Origin of the sequence: Listeria rocourtiae subsp. hofi, from assembly GCF_963575615.1 — a bacterium.
In the GTDB taxonomy this organism is placed as follows: Bacteria; Bacillota; Bacilli; order Lactobacillales; family Listeriaceae; genus Listeria_A; species Listeria_A hofi.
On the sequence record NZ_CAUYTL010000027.1, the window covers coordinates 27,844 to 47,471 of the forward strand.

Annotated in this window: 17 protein-coding genes and 3 pseudogenes; all 20 read left to right on the plus strand. The window is 42.1% G+C overall.

The window, feature by feature from the left end; all coding sequences use genetic code 11:
- The first annotated feature begins 8 nt into the window (after positions 1 to 8).
- The 20 genes and pseudogenes from essB (at position 9) to R8925_RS11675 (ending at position 19,506) form a co-directional block, all read left to right on the plus strand.
- Positions 9 to 1,238 (plus strand): type VII secretion protein EssB, encoded by a 1,230-nt coding sequence (essB, locus tag R8925_RS11585; RefSeq protein ID WP_430536004.1) that lies wholly within the window; start codon positions 9 to 11, stop codon positions 1,236 to 1,238.
- 1 nt (position 1,239) lies between these two features.
- The gene (gene essC, locus R8925_RS11590; RefSeq protein WP_430536005.1) at positions 1,240 to 5,754 is read left to right on the plus strand and encodes a type VII secretion protein EssC; all 4,515 of its coding nucleotides are present in this window, start codon (positions 1,240 to 1,242) and stop codon (positions 5,752 to 5,754) included.
- Between the two features lie 12 nt (positions 5,755 to 5,766).
- Positions 5,767 to 6,120, plus strand: coding sequence for a chorismate synthase (locus R8925_RS11595; RefSeq protein WP_430536006.1), 354 nt, complete (start codon positions 5,767 to 5,769; stop codon positions 6,118 to 6,120).
- Positions 6,121 to 6,123: 3 nt separating this feature from the next.
- The gene (locus R8925_RS11600; protein WP_430536007.1) at positions 6,124 to 6,426 is read left to right on the plus strand and encodes a WXG100 family type VII secretion target; all 303 of its coding nucleotides are present in this window, start codon (positions 6,124 to 6,126) and stop codon (positions 6,424 to 6,426) included.
- Positions 6,423 to 7,130, plus strand: a complete 708-nt coding sequence (locus R8925_RS11605; RefSeq protein ID WP_430536008.1) for a DUF5081 family protein — start codon at positions 6,423 to 6,425, stop codon at positions 7,128 to 7,130. The genes R8925_RS11600 and R8925_RS11605 overlap by 4 nt, the downstream gene beginning before the upstream one ends.
- The gene (locus R8925_RS11610) at positions 7,123 to 7,467 is read left to right on the plus strand and encodes a hypothetical protein (RefSeq protein ID WP_430536009.1); all 345 of its coding nucleotides are present in this window, start codon (positions 7,123 to 7,125) and stop codon (positions 7,465 to 7,467) included. Before R8925_RS11605 ends, R8925_RS11610 begins: the two co-directional genes overlap by 8 nt.
- A gap of 16 nt (positions 7,468 to 7,483) precedes the next feature.
- The gene (locus tag R8925_RS11615; RefSeq protein WP_430536010.1) at positions 7,484 to 9,202 is read left to right on the plus strand and encodes a hypothetical protein; all 1,719 of its coding nucleotides are present in this window, start codon (positions 7,484 to 7,486) and stop codon (positions 9,200 to 9,202) included.
- A gap of 1 nt (position 9,203) precedes the next feature.
- Positions 9,204 to 9,890 carry an SMI1/KNR4 family protein gene (locus R8925_RS11620; RefSeq protein WP_430536011.1) on the plus strand — a complete coding sequence of 229 codons (687 nt, stop codon included), beginning with the start codon at positions 9,204 to 9,206 and terminating at the stop codon, positions 9,888 to 9,890.
- Between the two features lie 68 nt (positions 9,891 to 9,958).
- Positions 9,959 to 10,057: pseudogene (locus R8925_RS16040) on the plus strand (immunity protein YezG family protein); the annotation flags it as partial.
- Between the two features lie 74 nt (positions 10,058 to 10,131).
- Positions 10,132 to 10,200: pseudogene (locus R8925_RS16045) on the plus strand (TIGR01741 family protein); the annotation flags it as partial.
- Between the two features lie 320 nt (positions 10,201 to 10,520).
- Positions 10,521 to 10,949: pseudogene (locus R8925_RS11630) on the plus strand (DUF6985 domain-containing protein).
- 34 nt (positions 10,950 to 10,983) lie between these two features.
- The gene (locus tag R8925_RS11635) at positions 10,984 to 11,937 is read left to right on the plus strand and encodes an ADP-ribosylglycohydrolase family protein (RefSeq protein WP_430536012.1); all 954 of its coding nucleotides are present in this window, start codon (positions 10,984 to 10,986) and stop codon (positions 11,935 to 11,937) included.
- A gap of 246 nt (positions 11,938 to 12,183) precedes the next feature.
- Positions 12,184 to 14,214, plus strand: coding sequence for a BglG family transcription antiterminator (locus tag R8925_RS11640; RefSeq protein ID WP_430536013.1), 2,031 nt, complete (start codon positions 12,184 to 12,186; stop codon positions 14,212 to 14,214).
- A complete protein-coding gene (locus R8925_RS11645; protein WP_430536014.1) occupies positions 14,211 to 14,492 on the plus strand; it encodes a PTS sugar transporter subunit IIB in 282 nt (93 codons plus the stop codon). The genes R8925_RS11640 and R8925_RS11645 overlap by 4 nt, the downstream gene beginning before the upstream one ends.
- A 21-nt stretch (positions 14,493 to 14,513) precedes the next feature.
- A complete protein-coding gene (gene ulaA / locus R8925_RS11650) occupies positions 14,514 to 15,881 on the plus strand; it encodes a PTS ascorbate transporter subunit IIC (protein ID WP_430536015.1) in 1,368 nt (455 codons plus the stop codon).
- Entirely contained in the window at positions 15,881 to 16,723 is an 843-nt protein-coding gene (locus R8925_RS11655) for a transketolase (RefSeq protein ID WP_430536016.1), read from the plus strand. Before ulaA ends, R8925_RS11655 begins: the two co-directional genes overlap by 1 nt.
- Positions 16,720 to 17,658 (plus strand): transketolase family protein, encoded by a 939-nt coding sequence (locus tag R8925_RS11660; protein ID WP_430536017.1) that lies wholly within the window; start codon positions 16,720 to 16,722, stop codon positions 17,656 to 17,658. The genes R8925_RS11655 and R8925_RS11660 overlap by 4 nt, the downstream gene beginning before the upstream one ends.
- A 73-nt stretch (positions 17,659 to 17,731) precedes the next feature.
- Positions 17,732 to 18,127 (plus strand): hypothetical protein, encoded by a 396-nt coding sequence (locus tag R8925_RS11665; RefSeq protein WP_430536018.1) that lies wholly within the window; start codon positions 17,732 to 17,734, stop codon positions 18,125 to 18,127.
- Positions 18,128 to 18,199: 72 nt separating this feature from the next.
- Positions 18,200 to 18,688, plus strand: a complete 489-nt coding sequence (locus R8925_RS11670) for a hypothetical protein (protein WP_430536019.1) — start codon at positions 18,200 to 18,202, stop codon at positions 18,686 to 18,688.
- Positions 18,689 to 18,699: 11 nt separating this feature from the next.
- The gene (locus tag R8925_RS11675; RefSeq protein WP_430536020.1) at positions 18,700 to 19,506 is read left to right on the plus strand and encodes a hypothetical protein; all 807 of its coding nucleotides are present in this window, start codon (positions 18,700 to 18,702) and stop codon (positions 19,504 to 19,506) included.
- Positions 19,507 to 19,628 lie beyond the last annotated feature (122 nt).

Sequence of the window (19,628 nt, forward strand, 5' to 3'; positions counted from 1 at the left end):
TGAGAGAAATGATAACGAAAAAGATAATGGTAGATGCGATGGAATATAATTTTCAGATAGATGGGACGGCTTGGCAAGTTGAATTTTCGAAGTCGCAAACGAAAGTGAAGGACATGCGGCAACTGGCTTTGTTGAAGGAAAATTCGACATTTTTTGTACCTGCAACGGTTGAGGATAAAGGGGATGCGTTAGCTTTCCAATTCGATACAGCTGGGAAAACGACTTGGGATGAATTATTTCAATTGGAGCGGAATGAGAAATTACGAGCGATCGGTAATGTGGCGCGCTTTTCAGAGTTATTGAAGACACGATTCACGTTTTTCTTGCATCCAGAGAACATGGTTTTTGATGTGAATCAGATGCCGTATTTGGTGTATCGCGGGATTCGCGATGTGTTGCCACCGTATACGATGACAGAAGAGAAGTTTTTGAAGCAGTATAAGTGCTTGATTGTAGCGCTATTTTCGAAAAAGTATTCGTTTGATGAGCTAATTTCAGGGTCGTTGGATAATGCGAAGGGGACGAATTTTGATCGGAGCATTATTGAGGCAAAGGATTTAGCGGCGATTGAGGCTATTCTAGCGGAGAGCTATACAAAGGAAACGGCAGCGGTGAATCGGAAAATGACGATGGTGCAGCGGAAGAACTATCGGTTGTTTAAAGGGCTGACGATTGGATTCATTATCGCGACGCTCGTTTTAGCGGTTCCGGTGGCTTATTTTGCTTTTGTGAAAGTACCGTTTCAGGAAACTTTGCTAAGTGCGAATGAGGCGTTTCTTGCAGATGATTATGGGAAAGTGACGGAGACGTTGCGCGATGTGGATCCAGAGAAGTTACCGCAAGCGAGCAAGTATGAACTGGCGAAATCTTACGTTCAGAGCGCTAAATTGAGTGAGGTGCAGAAGAAGACGGTGGTGAAAAACGTAACATTGAAATCACCGGAGGAATATTTGTTGTACTGGATTTATGATGGTCAAGCTGAGCTGACTAAGGCCAATGACATTGCACTTACAATGAAAGATAATGATTTGCAGATATATAATTTAGCGAGACAGATTGAGCAATTGGATTTAGATACAGATATGGCGGCATCTACTAGAAATGATAAACAAGAAGCGCTCAACGAAAAAATTAAGAAGATAAAAGAGGATGAAGCAAAGACGAAAGAGGACATGGTGAAACAAGAAGCGAATCAAAAAGAGCAAGACAAGGCAAAAGCAACATCGGAGGTAGAATAAGATGGAGAAACAACTGCTGACGATTAGTTATGGTGATCAGTTACATAAATGCCAGCTAGATCGAAAAAAAGAAGTGACGATTGGTGGAGATTTGGACCACACTGTGACGTATGAGAATTTGGCGGATTCGTTGCAGGTCGTTTGGGATGAGGCTGCGGAGCAATGGTTTTTAGGAGATTTACCGCTTGCGCTGAATGAGCGCCTGAATTTGGAGACGTCTAATGGGGAGAAAATCCAGTTTTATTTGACGGAGGATGTGGCCTCACAGGTTTTTGATACGACAACGAAATACTCGATTACATTTGGTGAGAAAGATTTCAATGATGTGATTATCAATGGTACGACGACGGATTTGCTGTTTATTCGTGAGGAGCTTGGTGCACCCTTTAAATTGAATGTATATGGCGGGATTGTTTACCATAACTATTATCGTGTGGAGTCGGAATGCATGTTAACGGCTGGAGATCAGCTTTATTTTGATGGGGTGACGATGCGGATTGGTAAGGAGGATATAGAGATTATCGCTGGAGATGGTCGGGTTCATGCAATGCTTGCACAGCTTGTTGCGCCTGACAATGCTTTTAGTGCAGATTATCCGGATTATCACCGGTCACCGCGGATTATTTATCGTGCGCCAGAGAATAATTTGACGATTGCGAAACCGTCTGCTAAGCCATCAAAACCGAGTGAGGAAATAATGAAGATTCTTGTTCCGCCACTAATTATGATTGCGATGTCAATTGTGATGATGATTGTGCGACCAAATCCGATCTTTGTCTTGATGACATTGGGAATGACTGGTGCAACACTTATTTTCTCGATTACAACGTACTTTAAAAATCGCAAAAAATATAAGGCGGATATGAAAGAACGTGACGCGAGTTATCGTCGTTATTTGAAGGATAAGACATCGGAACTTCACGCAGCAGCGGAGGAACAGGCGCATTCGCTACATTATCATTTTCCAACAGTGACGGAAATTCGTGACATGGCGCTGTCGGTGGATTCACGAATTTACGAGAAGACGATGTTTCATCATGACTTTTTGCAGTATCGGGTTGGTACTGGCGAGGAGAATACATCGTTCAACATAGAGTTCCAAGAAGAGGAATTCACGCAAGATAAAGATGAATTGATTGAAAGTGCGAAGGATTTGAAGTCGCAGTATTATTCGGTAAAAGATGTGCCGATGGGAACGGATTTAATGAACGGCCCTGTTGGTTACATTGGGCATCGCGCGCTTGTGATTGAGCAGTTACAATTAATGGTGATGCAAACATCGCTTTTCCATAGTTATTATGACTTACAGTTTATTACTATTTTTCCGGAAGAGGAAAAAGAGCAGTGGGATTGGATGCGCTGGTTGCCACATGCGAGTTTGCGCGATATTAATGTACGTGGTTTTGTATACCATGAACGTTCGCGGGACCAAGTTTTGAACTCATTGTACCAAATTTTGAAGGAGCGCAAGATGGCTTTGGAGGAAAAGGGCAATAAATCGGAACAGATGTACTTTTCGCCACACTATGTGGTTCTTGTAACGGATGAAAAACTGATGATGGATCACACAGTCATGGAATTTTTCAATGAGGATCCTAGTGAATATGGCGTTTCGCTTGTGTTCGTACAGGACGTGATGCAAAGCTTGCCAGAGCATGTGAAGACGGTTATCGACATTCGGGATGCGAAGAACGGGAATGTGATTTTGGAGCAGGGCGAGCTTGTGAATCGTAGCTTTACGTTGGATCATTTCCCAGCTGACTTTGATAAAGAGAGTGTTAGCCGTGCATTGGCGCCACTTAATCATTTGCAGAACCTGAAAAATTCGATTCCGGAATCGGTGACATTTTTAGAGATGTACGGTGTAGATCGCGTAGAAGAGCTTGGAATTAGCGCACGTTGGGAGAAAAACGAGACGTATAAGAGTTTGGCGGTTCCGCTTGGTTTACGTGGGAAAGATGATATTGTCAACTTGAACTTACATGAAAAAGCGCACGGGCCACACGGTTTGGTCGCGGGTACGACAGGTTCTGGTAAATCGGAAATCATCCAATCGTACATTATCTCGCTTGCCGTGAATTTCCATCCGTATGAAGTCGCCTTCTTGCTAATCGATTACAAGGGTGGCGGAATGGCGAATCTATTTAAAAATTTGCCACATTTGCTCGGTACGATTACGAACTTGGACGGAGCGCAAAGTATGCGTGCGCTAGCCTCGATTAAAGCCGAGTTACAAAAGCGTCAACGTTTATTTGGCGAGCATGATGTCAACCATATTAATCAATATCAAAAATTATATAAACTAGGTGAAGCATCAGAGGCGATGCCACATTTATTCCTGATTTCCGATGAGTTTGCCGAACTAAAGAGTGAACAACCGGAATTCATGAAAGAACTTGTTTCAACAGCGCGTATCGGGCGTTCACTCGGCATCCATTTAATTTTGGCGACACAAAAACCGAGCGGCGTTGTAGATGATCAAATCTGGTCCAACTCGAAATTCAAACTAGCGCTGAAAGTACAAAACGCGTCAGATTCCAATGAAATTTTGAAAACGCCAGACGCAGCAGAAATCACCCTGCCAGGTCGTTCGTATTTGCAAGTCGGGAATAACGAAATTTACGAATTGTTTCAAAGCGCATGGAGTGGTGCGGATTACGTGCCGGATAAAGACGATCAGGAGCAAGTGGACACGACGATTTATGCGATTAACGATCTCGGTCAGTATGAAATTTTGACGGAAGATTTGAGTGGCTTAGGCGATAAAGAAGATATTTCAAAAGTGCCATCAGAGCTTGATGCGGTGATTGATTATATTCACGCATATACAGAGGAAGCGAATATTGCAATGCTTCCGCGCCCATGGTTGCCGCCGCTTGAGGATATGATTTTCTTGCCGGAACTGAATCCAGTGGATTATAAAGAAGCGTGGCAAAAAGAGAAATCAGAACTCGCACCGATTATTGGTTTCATGGATATTCCTGAAATGCAAGATCAACGTCCAGTCGAAGTCAACCTGTCTAAAGATGGTCATATCGCGGTTTATTCGAGTCCAGGTTATGGGAAATCAACTTTCTTACAAACAGTCGTGATGGACTTGGCGCGTGCGCATAATCCAGAACACTTACACATTTATCTGCTTGATTTCGGGACAAATGGTCTCTTGCCGTTGCGCGAATTACCGCACGTAGCTGATACGATTATGCTTGATGAGGAAGAAAAAGTAAGCAAGTTTGTTCGTCGTTTTGACCGTGAATTAAAACTGCGTAAACGTAAACTAAGTCAGTTCGGTGTCGCGAATCTCGAAATGTACGAAAAAGCGAGCGGAGAAATTTTGCCGAATGTCGTGATTATTATTGATAATTTCGATCCAGTTAAAGAATCACCGTTCCAAGAAGGATTCGAGAAGATTATGACGCAGATTGCGCGTGAAGGGGCTGGCGTTGGCATAAACCTTGTCATCAGTGCTGGTCAACAAAATGCGATGCGTACGCCACTACTTTCTAATATTAAAACACAAATTCCGCTTTATTTAATTGAGGCATCCGACGCGCGAAGCATTATTGGGCGCACCGATTTAACGAGCGAAGAATTACCAGGTCGTGGCTTGGTGAAACATGATGATATCGCCGTGTTCCAAACAGCGTTACCAACGAAAGGCGAGGATACACTACAAATCATCAGTGCGATGCAACAAGAAGCCAAAGAAATGTCTGATGCATGGACAGGCGAACGCCCACTTCCGATTCCAATGGTTCCAGAAGTGTTACCGTTCCAAGATTTCGTATCATGGAAATCGACGCAAAACATGCTTGCAGCCGGCCAATTGCCGTTTGCCGTTGATTTTGAAAATGTCGAGCCAATCCCGCTACACTACAAAGAAAATCAAAATACACTCGTGATGAGCGATCGCGTTGAATTGATTGAATCCACAATGGTGGCGTTACTCGATGTTATGGTGGTTAATCCACAAATCGACATCATTCTAACCGACAACCCGATGCTTCGTTTCGCGGCATACAAGCCAAACGTTAATGCATACGGCAATGACACCGAAACAATCACGATGATATTCAAAGAGCTACACGGTTTACTAGAAAGTCGTCAAGACGGTTTTGCAGCAGTTCAAAAAGAAAGTGGCGGGCTAACAACGACTGCAGAGTTCCTGAAAGATGCTCGTCCAGTTCTTGTTGCGATTGCTGATCTCGACCTTATTGTGAACGGCATCAGCAGCGATCTCGAAACCGATTTTACCAATCTGCTTGAAAACGGGCCAAGATTCGGTATTTACTTCATCATCGCAGGTAATACAAGCACGATGGGACGAGGCTACGACAAAGTTAGTGGCGCGATTAAGAAACAGAAAAACGGAATTGCGCTATGTAAAATCGGTGACCAAAATGTTATCGACGTCAGCAACAAAAACTATAAAGAACCGAACTTACTACCATTCGAAGCATATTATATCCAAAACGGCATAGCAGAGAAAATCAAAGTTGTGAAAGCAGCGAAATAAGGAGGGATTTGATTGGCTAGATTTGGATTTGGAGATTTAACAGTAGACATTGGCTCATCAGAACTTGAGAAGAAACGCGATGATTACGATCGCCTTCACGACAGGCTAAAAGATGCGATTAGCGAACATGACAAATTGATAGGAGAAGCGAGAAGTTCGCTCTCCTCCTACAAAAGCGCGCATCCAGGTTTTGATGGTACCACCATTCCGTCTAAGCATTTTGATACCAAGCGAGAAGAGCTGACAACAATGCTAGACGGTTACATTAACGATGCTAGCGACAAGCGTTCCAGTTTAACAGCAGCACGAGATAAGGCTTATGAGCGATATGTGCATTACAGAGATGCTGCGGCAAAGGAGGGATGAGCAATGGCTGATAAAGTGACGATACAAGGCGATAATGTTGGAGAAGCTAAAAAGATAGCAAATGATATCGATAAAGCCTTAGAAACTAGTTATGAGGAGGCTAAGAATTTAAAAGACTATGTCAATGATGTCACGTGGAAAGGCAAATCCAAGAAAGCATTTGTCGCCTACTTGGACATCATCGTTCAATACCATAAAGACGTAAAATCCGCCATGAAAGAACAAACAAAAGCTTTAGAAAACCTAGAAAAATACATCGAAGCCTACGACAGCGAGTCCAAAGTACGGGAGGTCAAGAATTTATGATGAATCCCAATGACTATTTTAGCCTTGAAGAAATGTATCTCCTTCTTGCCGCAACGGACGGCCAAGTTTTATTCGGCTTCCCTGGCAAAGAAGTATTCATCTTACGCGATGACGATCCAATGGCATACGCCCAACAACAACTTATCGCAAAAGAAATCCTAACTCCAGAAGGCGCTGTCACCAAAAGTGGCGCCTTCGTTATCAACAAACTATCCGCGTACCACCGAAGCAAGAAATACGTACGCTGTAACAATATCATGTTCTCATTCCAAGAAGACAACACCGAAGAAGTCGTCCTCATCATCGAAGCTGAGAAAAACAAGTATTACCGCTTACTCGTCTTATCTAAAGCACACGCTCTAAAAGTGCTATACGACGGTTTCCCATTAATCGCACGCGAACCAGGCGCTGATGAGAAAACCTTCCTAACCGCTGAACTCACCAATCAAGAAAAAAATGAAATCAAGGCGATGGAACTAAGCGAACCAGTTTTTAATTTTGAAGTATTCCATTTGGATAAATACCCAGCTGAAATAACCGAACCTAAATTTTATCAAAACTGGTTATTCTTCCTATATGGCGACAAACTTATATCACTGGATGTCGCACGTCAGCAATACCAACAAGCGAGCCAATATTGGTTAATGAAGCTCGTGTTTGACGAAATGGAATTCCCTTACAAGGAGGTGGCGCAACATGGCTAACGTAGCAACAGAAGGAGCAGGTGCTGGTGGCGGTGCGGCGGATATATCGATTAGTGTGGATGAGATTTCAGCGATTCATAACAAGATTCAAAAAATTAGTGTTGAGCTTGAGAAATTGGGAGAATCAACAAAGTCCATTGCTTCCATCAAGTTTTATGAAGAGGGCAAGGCTAAGAAAGCGCTGGAAGTTTACGATAAAGCGAATAAAAAAGCGATGGATTTGTATGATAACTATGCACAAATTGCGGGTTTAGTCGCGTATACCATCAATGCTATGGTGGAGCAAGACGAATCGCTCGGTCAAGAATTCTATACGAAACTAGACTTGCCAGAGTAGGGAGGAGGCGCGGAAGATGGATGTGAAATATAAAGAAAGTGAATGGAACAAGTCCAAAAATGCCTTGGGAACACTCGTCGGTCTGGGTGTTTGGGGAAAAGGTGTCATCGATCAATTGAAGAAAGTCAATGCAAATTTTGAGGATGCACAAAATGATATTCGAAAAGACGATCGCGACGGCGTGATTTCGTTTTCTTTCACGGATATGGAGAGTAAATATCAAACCTTATTCGAGAAAATAGAAGTACTTCATGATTATGCCGGTGATGCGGGAAATATGGTCGAACGCGTGATTGACGAGCCGTTTTATAAAGACATTGATAAGTTTGTCGAGAAGATGGAAAATTTGTCGATTGACGATTATGAGACGAAAAATACGATTGGTGCGACGACGATTATAACAACAGGTGGATACGATTACGGCGGATACGGTGCAACGACGACTACCGTGCCAAAAGACAAGATTAAGCTGAGCGACATCATGGCAGGCGATAATTTTTTTGCAGACAATCTAAAAGCCCAATTTGCGGAGTATAGTAAACAGAATCCGGACCAGGAGTTTACATACGAGCAATATCAGTCGGCAGTGTCTAGTTCGCGCGCGTTTGAGTATGATTCGATTCGGGATGGCCAGCAGAATCTCGAATTATGGCGTGATATTGGAGCCGCGATTGTGATTATCGGCGTGAGCATTGTGTGTCCACCCGCAGGATTGGCACTTGGCATAGCATATGGTACACTAGAGTTGAGCAGCGCCGCGACCGGAAAAGACTGGATGACTGGACGCGAAATGGACGGAACGGAGCGCGCGACACGAGGAGCGTTTGCGTTGCTAGATATTATACCGGGCGTAAAAGGAATCCGCGCGTTTAGCACGGCAACGAAAGCTGGTGGACTAGCGCTGGATGCCACACAAGTTGGTAGTAAGTTGACACTGCGCCAAACGGCCAGACAAGGATTGTCTCATGTGGACGCGATGGGAAGACAAGCGTTGCGTGAGAGTGCAGAGCGGATTCGGAATGTGCCGCGGGTTATAAGTGATGTGGCGAGTTCGGCGAAGAATACGATGCAGGAAGGGTTGACAACCGCTAAGAAAATGACGGCGAATTTCGGGGATAATATGCGGAGTTTGAACTTTGGCGGAGAGCGTTTGGTTGCGGATGGGTTTGGAGATATTGGTGTTGGCTTTGTAAGGAATGCAGATGAGGGCTCAACAGGAGTGAATAAAATTGTAGGCAAAGGCTTGGATGACGTAAGCGGAAAGCTAGATGATGTAAAGGCTGGTCCAAGGTATGGTGATCGTCGAATTTCAGATCAAGAATATAACAAACTAAGATCTAAAACGCCATCTAGAAAAATTCAAAAGCAAGTCAATGAAAATATCGATGATCTTCTTGGAGCCGCTGATCCTGCCTTACCAGGGAAAACCATCGATGGAACATTACATGCAGATCATATAGTATCAATGGATAGCATTACGAAGATGGAAGGTTTTGACAAACTTACTAAAGAACAGCAAATATCAGTGTTAAACTATGAAGAAAATTTCATAGGTTTAAGCGAAACTGCTAATAAATCTAAAGGACCAAAATCGTATTCTGATTGGACTGTTTACAAGAAAGAAGGAATAGAGGTAAGTCCAGAGTTTAGAAATGAAATGATGCTTAAAGAAAGCGAACTTGAGAAAAAATTACAAGGCTTAATTGATGAATTAAACAAAGGCGGTGGCTTCTAAGATGGAAAATAAAATACAATTTTTATCGAAGTATAGAAAAAATATGTCTATAGTGAATATTGCAAATATGCATGAAGATGCAATAAGTAATGAATGGTATGATATTTTAAAGGAAAGTGATAGAAGCTTAAGAATAAAGAATACAATTGAGCATTGGAATAGCATTAGCTCCAAGGAACTAAGAAATACAATATCTTACTTAACTCAGAATTTAGTAGATGTGGAGTTAATAAATTACGATGACACATACTCTATACTGTATACTGTCACAGTTGGCGATGGTGAGATTGATTATTTCGAAGGTAAAATGCCTATTCGAAGCGTAAATAATACTGAGTTAAATAAATTTTGGATGAATACACCTATATCTATAAAGAATTTCTATGAAAAATTGCACAATGGATTCTATTATTTTCCAAGTAGAGCTATGGGACTCATCCCAATTGAAAACATAACGTTTTTTGGGAACGATGAATGGGGAATTATAGAAGAATTGGATTTGCCATTAGATATTAACCTTGATTCCACATTTGGTTTCTTTAGTACAGGAATGGGTGGATATGTGGCTCTAGATTATAATAATTGTAGCAATGATAACGCAACAATATGGTTTGTAGATGATCAACCCCAGTACAATGCTAATTTTTGGGATATTGTAGATGAATGGATTGTTATAGGATTTGAATAGATTTAAAAAGGAAGTTATAAAAAAAATTAAATGCATTGTATTAACAAATAGCTGAAACAGTTAATCAAATGATACCCGAGGACTGGGAGGATTTCCATTTCTATGCACAGGTTTCGGATACTGGTGGAGGCGCATATTTTTATTATAACTCAATTGATTACAATGAATACCTGTATATTCTAGACATACCAAAACTATACAAATTAGATGAGAAAAAATTTAAAGAGCTAAAAGAAGTTTATTCCCTGTGTCAGAAGAAATTCGGAATGTTTTTAAAGAAAATAATCAAGAACCTTGGTATTCATTATGACTGTGTTTTATTGGGAGTAAAGATATATGGATAAACGAAGGAGGCTTAATAATCCTGCAAGTTGAGAAGTTAGCCAGATAACATTTCAGGTTTGGCAAGAAATTTTTATACAGGATACATGATGGAGATAGGTGGGGCATTAGGGCTGTGGACTAACTATGGTTCACAGTTCCTTATCAAAGCTTTCTTAAGCTAAGGTCCATCGAATTTTGCGAACGGTTATATATTAATATAATGAATAGATTAGTATAAGGAGTGCCAATAATGTCATTAAAAATAAAACATGAAATATTTGGTGATTTAATGTATAATTATGTTGGATAAAAGATGTTGAGCTAGAGTTATTTGGTGTTAGAAAAACAATACAGATAATTATTGATGCAGATCAGAATGCTGATTTTGAAGAAGCTCAAGTACAAGCATATGAAGAATTATTTGATAAATTCGAAAAAACTGTTAGATGTGCTGAAATTGCGGTTTTTGACTTTTATCAAAGAGAAAGTCCAGATATCAGAGCCCAGTATGGCAACGATTCGGATATTAATAAATATGTACCTTACATTGAGAGAAAAGAAGAGCTTTATAAGTTAGTGTCACCGGAACAGATTATTTTTCCTACATCTTTTGACAAATCTAAATAAATAGCGGGCTTTCTATGTGAATGTTCTTGGGAAATCGAGCATGGTTTAGGAATTAAATTTGAAAATGGAGAAGTTGTTGAAGTTGGTTTTCAGGATATATTACTCTAATTTATAATATTATTTCAAAATTAGGAGGGCGAAAATGAGCAGCGAACACATGAAAAACAAACTAATCCCAACTCTATTCGGAGGAATTATCGGAGACGCAATGGGAGTGCCAGTGGAATTCAAAGCGAGGGATACTTTTTTTATTGATGATATGGTTGGTTACGGAACGTACAATCAGCCTCCTGGTACTTGGTCAGATGATACCTCATTGACACTTTGCTTAATCTATAATATTTTGGAAAACGGCACAACAAAGGATCTAATGAATAAATTTTATGCATACTATAAAACGGGTTACTGTACTCCATTTGGGGAGATGTTTGATATTGGGAGAACAACCGTGGATGCAATTGTCAGGTATAAACAAAAGGGCTTACTAAATTGTTGTGGTGGGCGTTCTGAATTGGATAATGGCAATGGAGCTCTTATGAGAATAGCACCGCTAGCTTTCCTAATGTACGACGAATCTGATTTTTTGAAAAAGACAGATATTATTAAAGAGTATACAGAAATTACGCACGCCCATCCACGTGCTATTGTAGGTTCCATTATTTATATAGAACTGTTACTGAGGCTTGGTCATGATAGCTCTTTGCAAAAGTCCTTGCAAGATATCTATGCGCTTTTTCAAGAAAATTATAGTGAAGATCACCGGTACATCTTGGAACTCAAGCATTTTGAGCGAATTTTTAACGCTGATTTTTTTGCTACAAAAAGGTCTGAAATTTCTTCTGGTGGCTATTTGGTTCATACACTTGAAGCAGCGATATGGTGCCTTGGTAATTCGGAGTCGTTTAGGGATGCAGTTATTCTAGCGGTGAATCTGGGGGCCGATACAGACACTGTTGCTGCAATCACTGGTGCTCTGGCTGGAATGTGCTATGGGATGGGAGATATACCGGAAGATTGGCTAAATAAAATTGCTATGAAACCAGTGTTGGAGAGCGATATTGATGAATTTTATCAGTATTGCCGGATGAAGCTATAAGTATTAATAGGCAATATTTGAACTATTAGGTTGTATTTCGTAAAAATAGCACACAAATCAGAGCCGAGTTCCCGGACCATAAAATCCGCGAACTCGGCTTTTTCCTATTCGCCAAAACCTCTGCTATAATCACAATACCCCACCAAAAACCCAATCCAATCACCAAACGTAACACACACTTTGTACTCAAATCACCTAGCTATCTTTATGTAACCGCTTTAAAATAAAAGTAAGGAGGAGGCAACCATGTTTGATCAACGTGCATTTCGGCTTTTTGAGCAGATTATTCGGTATGAGAAAATGACGAGCGGGGCGCTTGTTCGGAAAATGGGGCTGTCGGAGCGGCAGTTTCAATATGATTTTGAAAAGATGAATCAGGCTTTGCGGCATGTTGGAAAATCGGAAATTGAGGTGCGAAATCAAGTTTTTATTATTGATCCGAGGCTGAAAAAGGCTTATTTGCAAGGATCGGAGTTATTTATACGCCAGGAGGAGCTTTTTCTCAGGGAGCAGGATCGGGTGTATTTACTTTATTTGTATACGTTTATTCGTCAGGAGGAAATTTCGAATTTTCATTATCAGCGGGTGTTGCATGTGAGTCGGAATACGGCGCTGAGTGATGTTAAAAAGGTGCGTGGATTCTGTGCGGAGGCGGATGTTCGACTCATTTATTCGCGGATTTCTGGCTACCATTTAGTGGGGACGGAGCGGGATAAGCGAGTGCTGGCTGGACGTTGTGTGAATGCGCTACTCGTTTTGCCACTCGGTGAGGTGGCGCTTAAATTTGTGCTGGAGAGCTGGGGGTTGCGGACGCGACTGGATGACACAGAACGGATTCTGCTTGATTGGCAAAAGGTAAATCAAGTGGAGCTGGTGCAGGATCGGCAACGGGAATGGATTTACTTGGCGACATTTCTGAGGTGTCGCGGGAAACATGAGGGTCTTGCTTTTCAAGAGGTGGAGCGGGAGTTGGTTGAGCAACAGGTAGTCTATCAGATGACGGAATCGCTTGTGGTGCAGTTATTCGGGATGGCAAATCGGATGGAGCGGTTTTATGTGACGGTGCAATTGATTGGGGCGCAACGTACGGCGGAGATTGGTGAGCATGCGGTACTGCTTGATTTAGCAGACCGAATTATTGCAGCTTTTGAGAAGTTGACATTGCTGACGCTTGATAATAAGCGCGAGTTGCGACAGAGTCTTTATAACCATCTTGTTCCGGCGTATTTTCGAATCGTGTTTTCACTGCCACTAGTTGCGCCAATGACGAAACAAATTAAATCAGCACATCCTGAATTGTTCGCGTTTGTGAAGCAGGCGTTGTCACCACTCGCAAAACTGACTGGAAAAACGGTGAATGAGGCAGAGGTTGGTTATTTTACAATTCATTTTGGTGGGTATTTTGAAAGGAAAGTGGAGGCACCGCGGGAGTTCAAGGCGTTATTGGTTTGTCCGAATGGAATTAGTACGTCTCTGATGCTGAAATCACAGTTACGCCAGTTGTTTCCGGAGTTGCGCTTTCAAATGGCAGACGGTGGGAATATTCCGGATTCGGGATACGATATGATTTTTTCAACGGTGTATGTGCCGACGCGCAAACCGGTGTACTTAGTGCAACCGTTACTTACGTCATTGGAGAAGAACTACTTAATTCAAGCGGTTGCGGCGGATTTCCCAACGATTGACCACCGCCATATTTCTGTAGATGCGTTACTGGAAATCATCGAACGGCACGCGGTGATTGAGGATGAACAGAAATTATATGATGCCATTTTTAATAAAATTTATGGAAAAGTGTCGATAGAGAGGGGATACGCGCCAATGCTATCTGAATTATTAACGAAGAATATGATTCAGTTTACGGATGAGGAACTGGATTGGAAAGAAGCGATTCGACTTGCGGCAACACCACTTGTGACGGCGAATCGTGTAAAAACGAGTTATGTAGATGCAATGATTGAAACGGTTGAGGAGCTGGGGACTTACATTCATATCGGAAAAGGGATTGCGATTCCTCATGCGCGACCTGAAAAAGGTGTGAATCAGATTGGTATGTCTTTCTTGCGGACGCGAACACCCGTGCATTTAATGGATGCATCAGGGCCTGCAATTGATATTTTTATTTGTCTCGCGGCTGTGGATAATGAGGCGCATTTGAAGGCTTTGTCGCAATTGATGAAATTTTTGACGAATGATGAGGCTTTGGAGAAATTAAAACAGGCGGAATCAGTGGATGATATAACGAACTTATTAGTAGAAGGGGAGGAACAAGGATGAGAATTTTAGCGGTTTGTGGATCAGGTCTTGGTACAAGTTTTATGGTGGAGATGAATATTAATCAGGTGTTGACGGAGCTAGGGGTGACGGGCGTTGAGGTGGCACATTCGGATTTGAGTTCGGCAACTTCGGATAGCGCGGATGTGTTTTTCTTGGCAAAGGATATTGCAGAAGGCGGCGAATCGCTTGGTGAAGTAATTATATTGGAGAGCATTATCGATATGGATGAGCTACGTGAGAAGGTAACAACAGTCGTTCGGGACAAAGGCTTGATTTAAAAACTGGGAGGGGTAAGAGATATGAATGACTTTCTAAAAGTATTAGTGGATATTTTGAGTCAACCGGCGATTTTGGTGGCGTTAATTGCATTAATTGGCTTGATTGCGCAACGAAAAAAATTATCGGATACGTTAAAAGGGACGACGAAGACATTTGTTGGCTTCCTCGTGATCTCAGCAGGGGCTGGGATTTTATCGGCAGCACTTGCGCCGTTTGGTGAGATGTTTAAGGCGGCTTTTCATGTGACGGGAGTTGTGCCGAATAATGAGGCGATTGTGGCGATTGCCTTGACGGATTATGGGACAAACACAGCACTTATCATGTTTTTTGGGATGATGGTCAATATTTTGATTGCTCGGTTTACAAAGTTTAAATATATCTTTTTGACGGGGCATCATACGCTTTATATGGCGTGTATGTTGGCGGTTATTATGACAGTAGCAGGCTTTACGTCTGTTCCGCTAATCATCGCAGGAGCTGTGGCGCTTGGTATTATCATGTCGCTATCTCCGGCTATTGTGCAGCCATTCATGCGTATTTTGACGGGAAATGACAACGTGGCGCTGGGCCATTTTAGTGCGGTCGGTTACGCGGTGAGTGGGCTCGTTGGTAAGGCTGTTGCTGGTAAAAATCCGAAATCAACGGAGAAAATTAATTTTCCGAAGGGGTTAGGATTTTTGCGAGACAGCACGGTGAGTATTGCGCTGACGATGATGGTGATTTATGTAGTCGTGGCGTTGTTTGCTGGGCCTAGTTATGTGGAGTCGAACTTGAGCAATGGCACAAATTATCTTGTTTTTGCGATGATTCAAGCAGGAACTTTTGCGGCTGGTGTGTTTATTATTTTGTCTGGCGTGCGTTTGGTGTTGGCGGAGATTGTGCCGGCGTTTAAAGGGATTTCGGAGCGTTTAGTGCCGAATGCAAAACCTGCGCTTGATGTGCCGATTATTTATCCGTATGCGCCGAATGCTGTGTTGATTGGGTTCTTCTCGAGTTTTGTCGGGGGGATTGTGAGTATGGTGATTATGACGTTTACCGGAGGCGTGATTATTTTGCCTGGTGTCGTGCCACATTTCTTCACGGGAGCAGCGGCTGGTGTATTTGGAAATGCGACAGGAGGTGTTCGTGGCGCTGTTCTTGGGGCGTTTGTGAATGGGATTTTGATTAGTTTCTTACCTGTTTTCTTGATGCCAGTGCTTGGAAATCTTGGTTTTGCGAACTCGACTTTCTCGGATACTGATTTTGGCGTAAGTGGGATTTTCTTCGGCGTGCTGGCTAATCAAGGTGGGACGATTGCGATTGTCGTGAGCTTGATTGTGATTTTAGCTGTGATGTTTGGTCTTAGTATGAGGAGGAAAAAAAGTAAAGCGATAGAGGAGGAAGCTTGATGTTGTCTGAAAATTTGGATGTGGCGGCGAAGCAAATACGACTTTATACGTTGAAGGAATTGCAAGCACTCGGATTTGGACATTTTGGTGGGAGTTTATCGATTGTAGAGACGTTGGCGGTGATTTATGGGAAACATTTAACGGTTGACTTGGAGAAACAGGATGATTTGAATCGTGATTATTTTGTTTTGTCGAAAGGGCACGGCGGACCAGCGCTTTACGCGACGCTTTTTTTGAAGGGCTTTTTTGCGGAACAGGAATTGTATACGCTGAATCAAAATGGCACGCGCTTACCGTCACATCCTGACCGAAACTTAACGCCGGGCGTGGAGATGACAACGGGATCTCTTGGTCAGGGAATTTCAGTGGCTGCTGGTATTGCATTTGGTAATATGTTGGCTGGACGCGAGAATTATACGTATGCGATTGTCGGGGACGGCGAGCTGAATGAGGGGCAGTGTTGGGAGGCATTTCAGTTTATTGGGCATCATCGCTTAGACAGGATGATTGTGTTCATTGATGATAACAAGAAGCAATTGGATGGCTTGACGGCGGATATTATTGATCCGCTTGATTTGGAGGCGAAGATGACTGCGTTTGGATTCCAAGCGTTGAGGGTTGATGGTAGTTCGACTCAGGCGATTGATGAGGCGATTCAGATGGCAAAAAGGAGTTCTGGAAAGCCGTATGCGATTGTGTTAGATACGGTGAAGGGGCAGGGTGTGACGCATATTGAGGAGAAGGAAGATAATCATCATTTGCGTCCGAATGACACGGATAGGCAAGCAATTCAGGATGCTATTTTAGCTTTAGAAAATGATTTGGAAGGGGTGGCACAATGACGCTCATACTTGAAAAAGACCAAATTGAGATGCGTCAAGTATACGCGGATACGGTTCAAAAATTGGCAGCGGCAGATCCGAATGTGATTGCACTGGAAGCTGATTTGAGTAGCGCGATGTCGACTGGGAAGCTTAAAGTGGAATTACCAGGACAATATGTCAATGTTGGAATTATGGAAGCGAACATGATGGGCATCGCAGCGGGGCTTAGCGTGATTGGTCGCAAGCCATTTGTTCATTCGTTTGGCCAGTTCGTGACCCGCCGTGCTTTTGATCAAGTATTTGTATCTTTAGGCTACGCGCAACTATCCGCGGTAATTGTGGGTTCGGATGCGGGTGTTTCTGCGGAACATAATGGCGGCACGCACATGACTTTTGAAGATATTGGATTAATGCGTGAAGTACCGAACGCCAATGTTTACGAAGCAAGCGATGCGATTCAATTCGCTTGGCTCCTCGAGAATGCTTACAAAAAGGGTGGTTTGCATTATATCAGGACTATCCGCAAAAATGCGACACAGCTCTATGATGAAAATATAACTTTTGAAAAGGCTCAAATTTTGCAAGAAGGTACAGATATAACGATTTGTGCTACAGGAATTATGGTTGCAGAAAGCTTGAAAGCCGCAGAAATTCTAAAAGCAGCGGGAATTTCCGCAGAAGTCATTGATATGTTTTCTATCAAACCACTTGATGGCGCGACGCTTTTTCAATCTGCTCAAAAAACAGGTCGTGTCATTACCGCAGAAAATCACAATGTCAATGGTGGGCTCGGTAGTGCTGTAGCAGAATTCCTCGGCGAAAACTGTCCAGTTCCGATGTATCGTGTCGGTGTACGCGAGCAATTTGGGCAGGTTGGTTTGATGCCATATCTCCAAGAATTTTACGGACTAACCGCAGAAAATATCGCTTTGCAAGCAGAAAAATTAATATAACAACCAAGCTGGGCAATTTCATCGCGCCCAGCTTTTTAAATATGTGGTAAAATAAAAGCGAGGTGAGTCACAGATGACAATGAAAGATCAAATTGAGACAGAAGTAAATCAATATTTAGCTGATAATGGCATGGTGACAAGCTACCAAAGGCTCATGTATGCTGGTCCGTCAATGCGAACAAGGCATAGCCTGGTACTTGTGTTTACAGAAGTTGGCCTGATCACCTTCTCCTTCTCCATCGTCAGCAAATCCGAAACACAGATGTTCTTCCTACCGAAAGACAAAATCCGAGCTATCAGGCTTGATAAAAAACGCTTTGTACATAAATTGTCTATGGAAGCTGAAAATGAAGAGGGTCAAATCGAGCGCGCCCAATATTTTGTTAGTAAACGTGTTTTCGGAAGAACTTGGCATACCGAAACATTGGAGCAACTCTTTGACAAAAAGATATTTTCACAGCAATCCTAAGGTTTTAATCGTTCAAAAACGTTTTTTCTGGTACACTAGTAAAAAGGGTATTTTTTTATGGAGGGAACTACTATGGAACTAAATTGGTCACTTTATGATTTGCAAAAAAGAGAAATGGTAAGTACTTTTCCGTCAGTAAAAGATATTTTGATGAGCGAACAAATCGTAGCACAATTGAAAGAAAATCGTGATGTACGCTGGGAAATGGAGCTTTTCCCATTCGGATTAGAAATCACAGAGGATCACATCCACTTCAACATTGTACTTGCTAATTTTCTTGATGTTCAGGTGCAGAAAGTGGTGTTTTCATTCAATATCACAGTAGGTGGCAGAACAATTGGAACGCCATATTTCGATGCTGGAAAAGATGACATCGGCATGATTGATCCTGAAATCGGTATTATTCAGCGCTTTACTTTCGAAAATCCTGGTTTTCGAACTGGAACAACAGATGACTATGTGTTTAACGCGACCTACCGCTATGTGTATAAAGAAGAGGAATTCTGGCGTCTATCGGAACTTGAATACATTGTGGATGGCAAAAAAATGAACTTACTTTGAGGAGTTGAAGAATGAAGAAACAAATAAGTGGATTTATCATGTTATTTTTGGGGGCAACATTGCTTCCTAATTTAAGTAGTTTTCTATATAGCTGGGCGTTAAACGGCACTGACTTTGAACAAAACTGGATACTGTGGGTAACAGCAAGTTTGACTGTTTTATTAATCATTTTTGGTATATTAACATTGCTAGAAAAAACAATCCTAATTGCCAATTTTGTCATTTTATTAGGATTTATATTTTTTCAAGGCTGGATGTTATGGCAAAACCAATTTAAACCGTGGATTGATAATAGCGAAATCGGTTTACTGGACTACTCTCGCTTCCTTACATTTATCATCGCGTTCATCGGAATAGCCTATCTCTTCATCAAAACACCAGGAAAAACTTTAACCACAACAACCGATTGGCAAAAAAAGTGGCGTTGGACAGGTGTCATTTTCGCTATATTAGGCTTGGGAGCTTCTATTGTACTGGCGGTTATTGTTTTATCAGGTGACAAATTTTTCTTCACAACCCCGTTTGATGCCTATTTGGGAATAGGAATCGCTTTTTTCTTCCTATTAGCTATCTTATTCGGATTTAGAAAACCGGACGCCCTCATCACCGCACCACTTTTAGGCCTATCTTTTAATTTTCTCACGGAGTATCTATGGTTAGACCAAATACTTCGCAAAATCGGTTCACAAATTGGTTCGCAAATTGGCCAAGATGAAAACACCATTGTTGCACTGAAATTGATTATCGGCACACTCGGCATCTTTGCAAGTCTATTTCTAATGATAGCCACAAAAAAAAGAAATTCGAAACCTGATTAGGAATCGAATTTCTTTTTTGTGCGCCCAGCATGCGCAAATGCTAGATGGTGAAAGTCCACTACAGGCTTGGCAGTAGGAACTGTTAGCTCAAGGCAAGGGTGTCCATCGTGAGGTGGAATCTG

Coding starts and splice junctions, on each gene's coding strand:
- essB (WP_430536004.1), top strand. CDS start 9: ATGATAACGAAAAAGATAATGGTAGATGCGATGGAATATAATTTTCAG.
- essC (WP_430536005.1), top strand. CDS start 1,240: ATGGAGAAACAACTGCTGACGATTAGTTATGGTGATCAGTTACATAAA.
- R8925_RS11600 (WP_430536007.1), top strand. CDS start 6,124: ATGGCTGATAAAGTGACGATACAAGGCGATAATGTTGGAGAAGCTAAA.
- R8925_RS11605 (WP_430536008.1), top strand. CDS start 6,423: ATGATGAATCCCAATGACTATTTTAGCCTTGAAGAAATGTATCTCCTT.
- R8925_RS11610 (WP_430536009.1), top strand. CDS start 7,123: ATGGCTAACGTAGCAACAGAAGGAGCAGGTGCTGGTGGCGGTGCGGCG.
- R8925_RS11615 (WP_430536010.1), top strand. CDS start 7,484: ATGGATGTGAAATATAAAGAAAGTGAATGGAACAAGTCCAAAAATGCC.
- R8925_RS11620 (WP_430536011.1), top strand. CDS start 9,204: ATGGAAAATAAAATACAATTTTTATCGAAGTATAGAAAAAATATGTCT.
- R8925_RS11635 (WP_430536012.1), top strand. CDS start 10,984: ATGAGCAGCGAACACATGAAAAACAAACTAATCCCAACTCTATTCGGA.
- R8925_RS11640 (WP_430536013.1), top strand. CDS start 12,184: ATGTTTGATCAACGTGCATTTCGGCTTTTTGAGCAGATTATTCGGTAT.
- R8925_RS11645 (WP_430536014.1), top strand. CDS start 14,211: ATGAGAATTTTAGCGGTTTGTGGATCAGGTCTTGGTACAAGTTTTATG.
- ulaA (WP_430536015.1), top strand. CDS start 14,514: ATGAATGACTTTCTAAAAGTATTAGTGGATATTTTGAGTCAACCGGCG.
- R8925_RS11655 (WP_430536016.1), top strand. CDS start 15,881: ATGTTGTCTGAAAATTTGGATGTGGCGGCGAAGCAAATACGACTTTAT.
- R8925_RS11660 (WP_430536017.1), top strand. CDS start 16,720: ATGACGCTCATACTTGAAAAAGACCAAATTGAGATGCGTCAAGTATAC.
- R8925_RS11665 (WP_430536018.1), top strand. CDS start 17,732: ATGACAATGAAAGATCAAATTGAGACAGAAGTAAATCAATATTTAGCT.
- R8925_RS11670 (WP_430536019.1), top strand. CDS start 18,200: ATGGAACTAAATTGGTCACTTTATGATTTGCAAAAAAGAGAAATGGTA.
- R8925_RS11675 (WP_430536020.1), top strand. CDS start 18,700: ATGAAGAAACAAATAAGTGGATTTATCATGTTATTTTTGGGGGCAACA.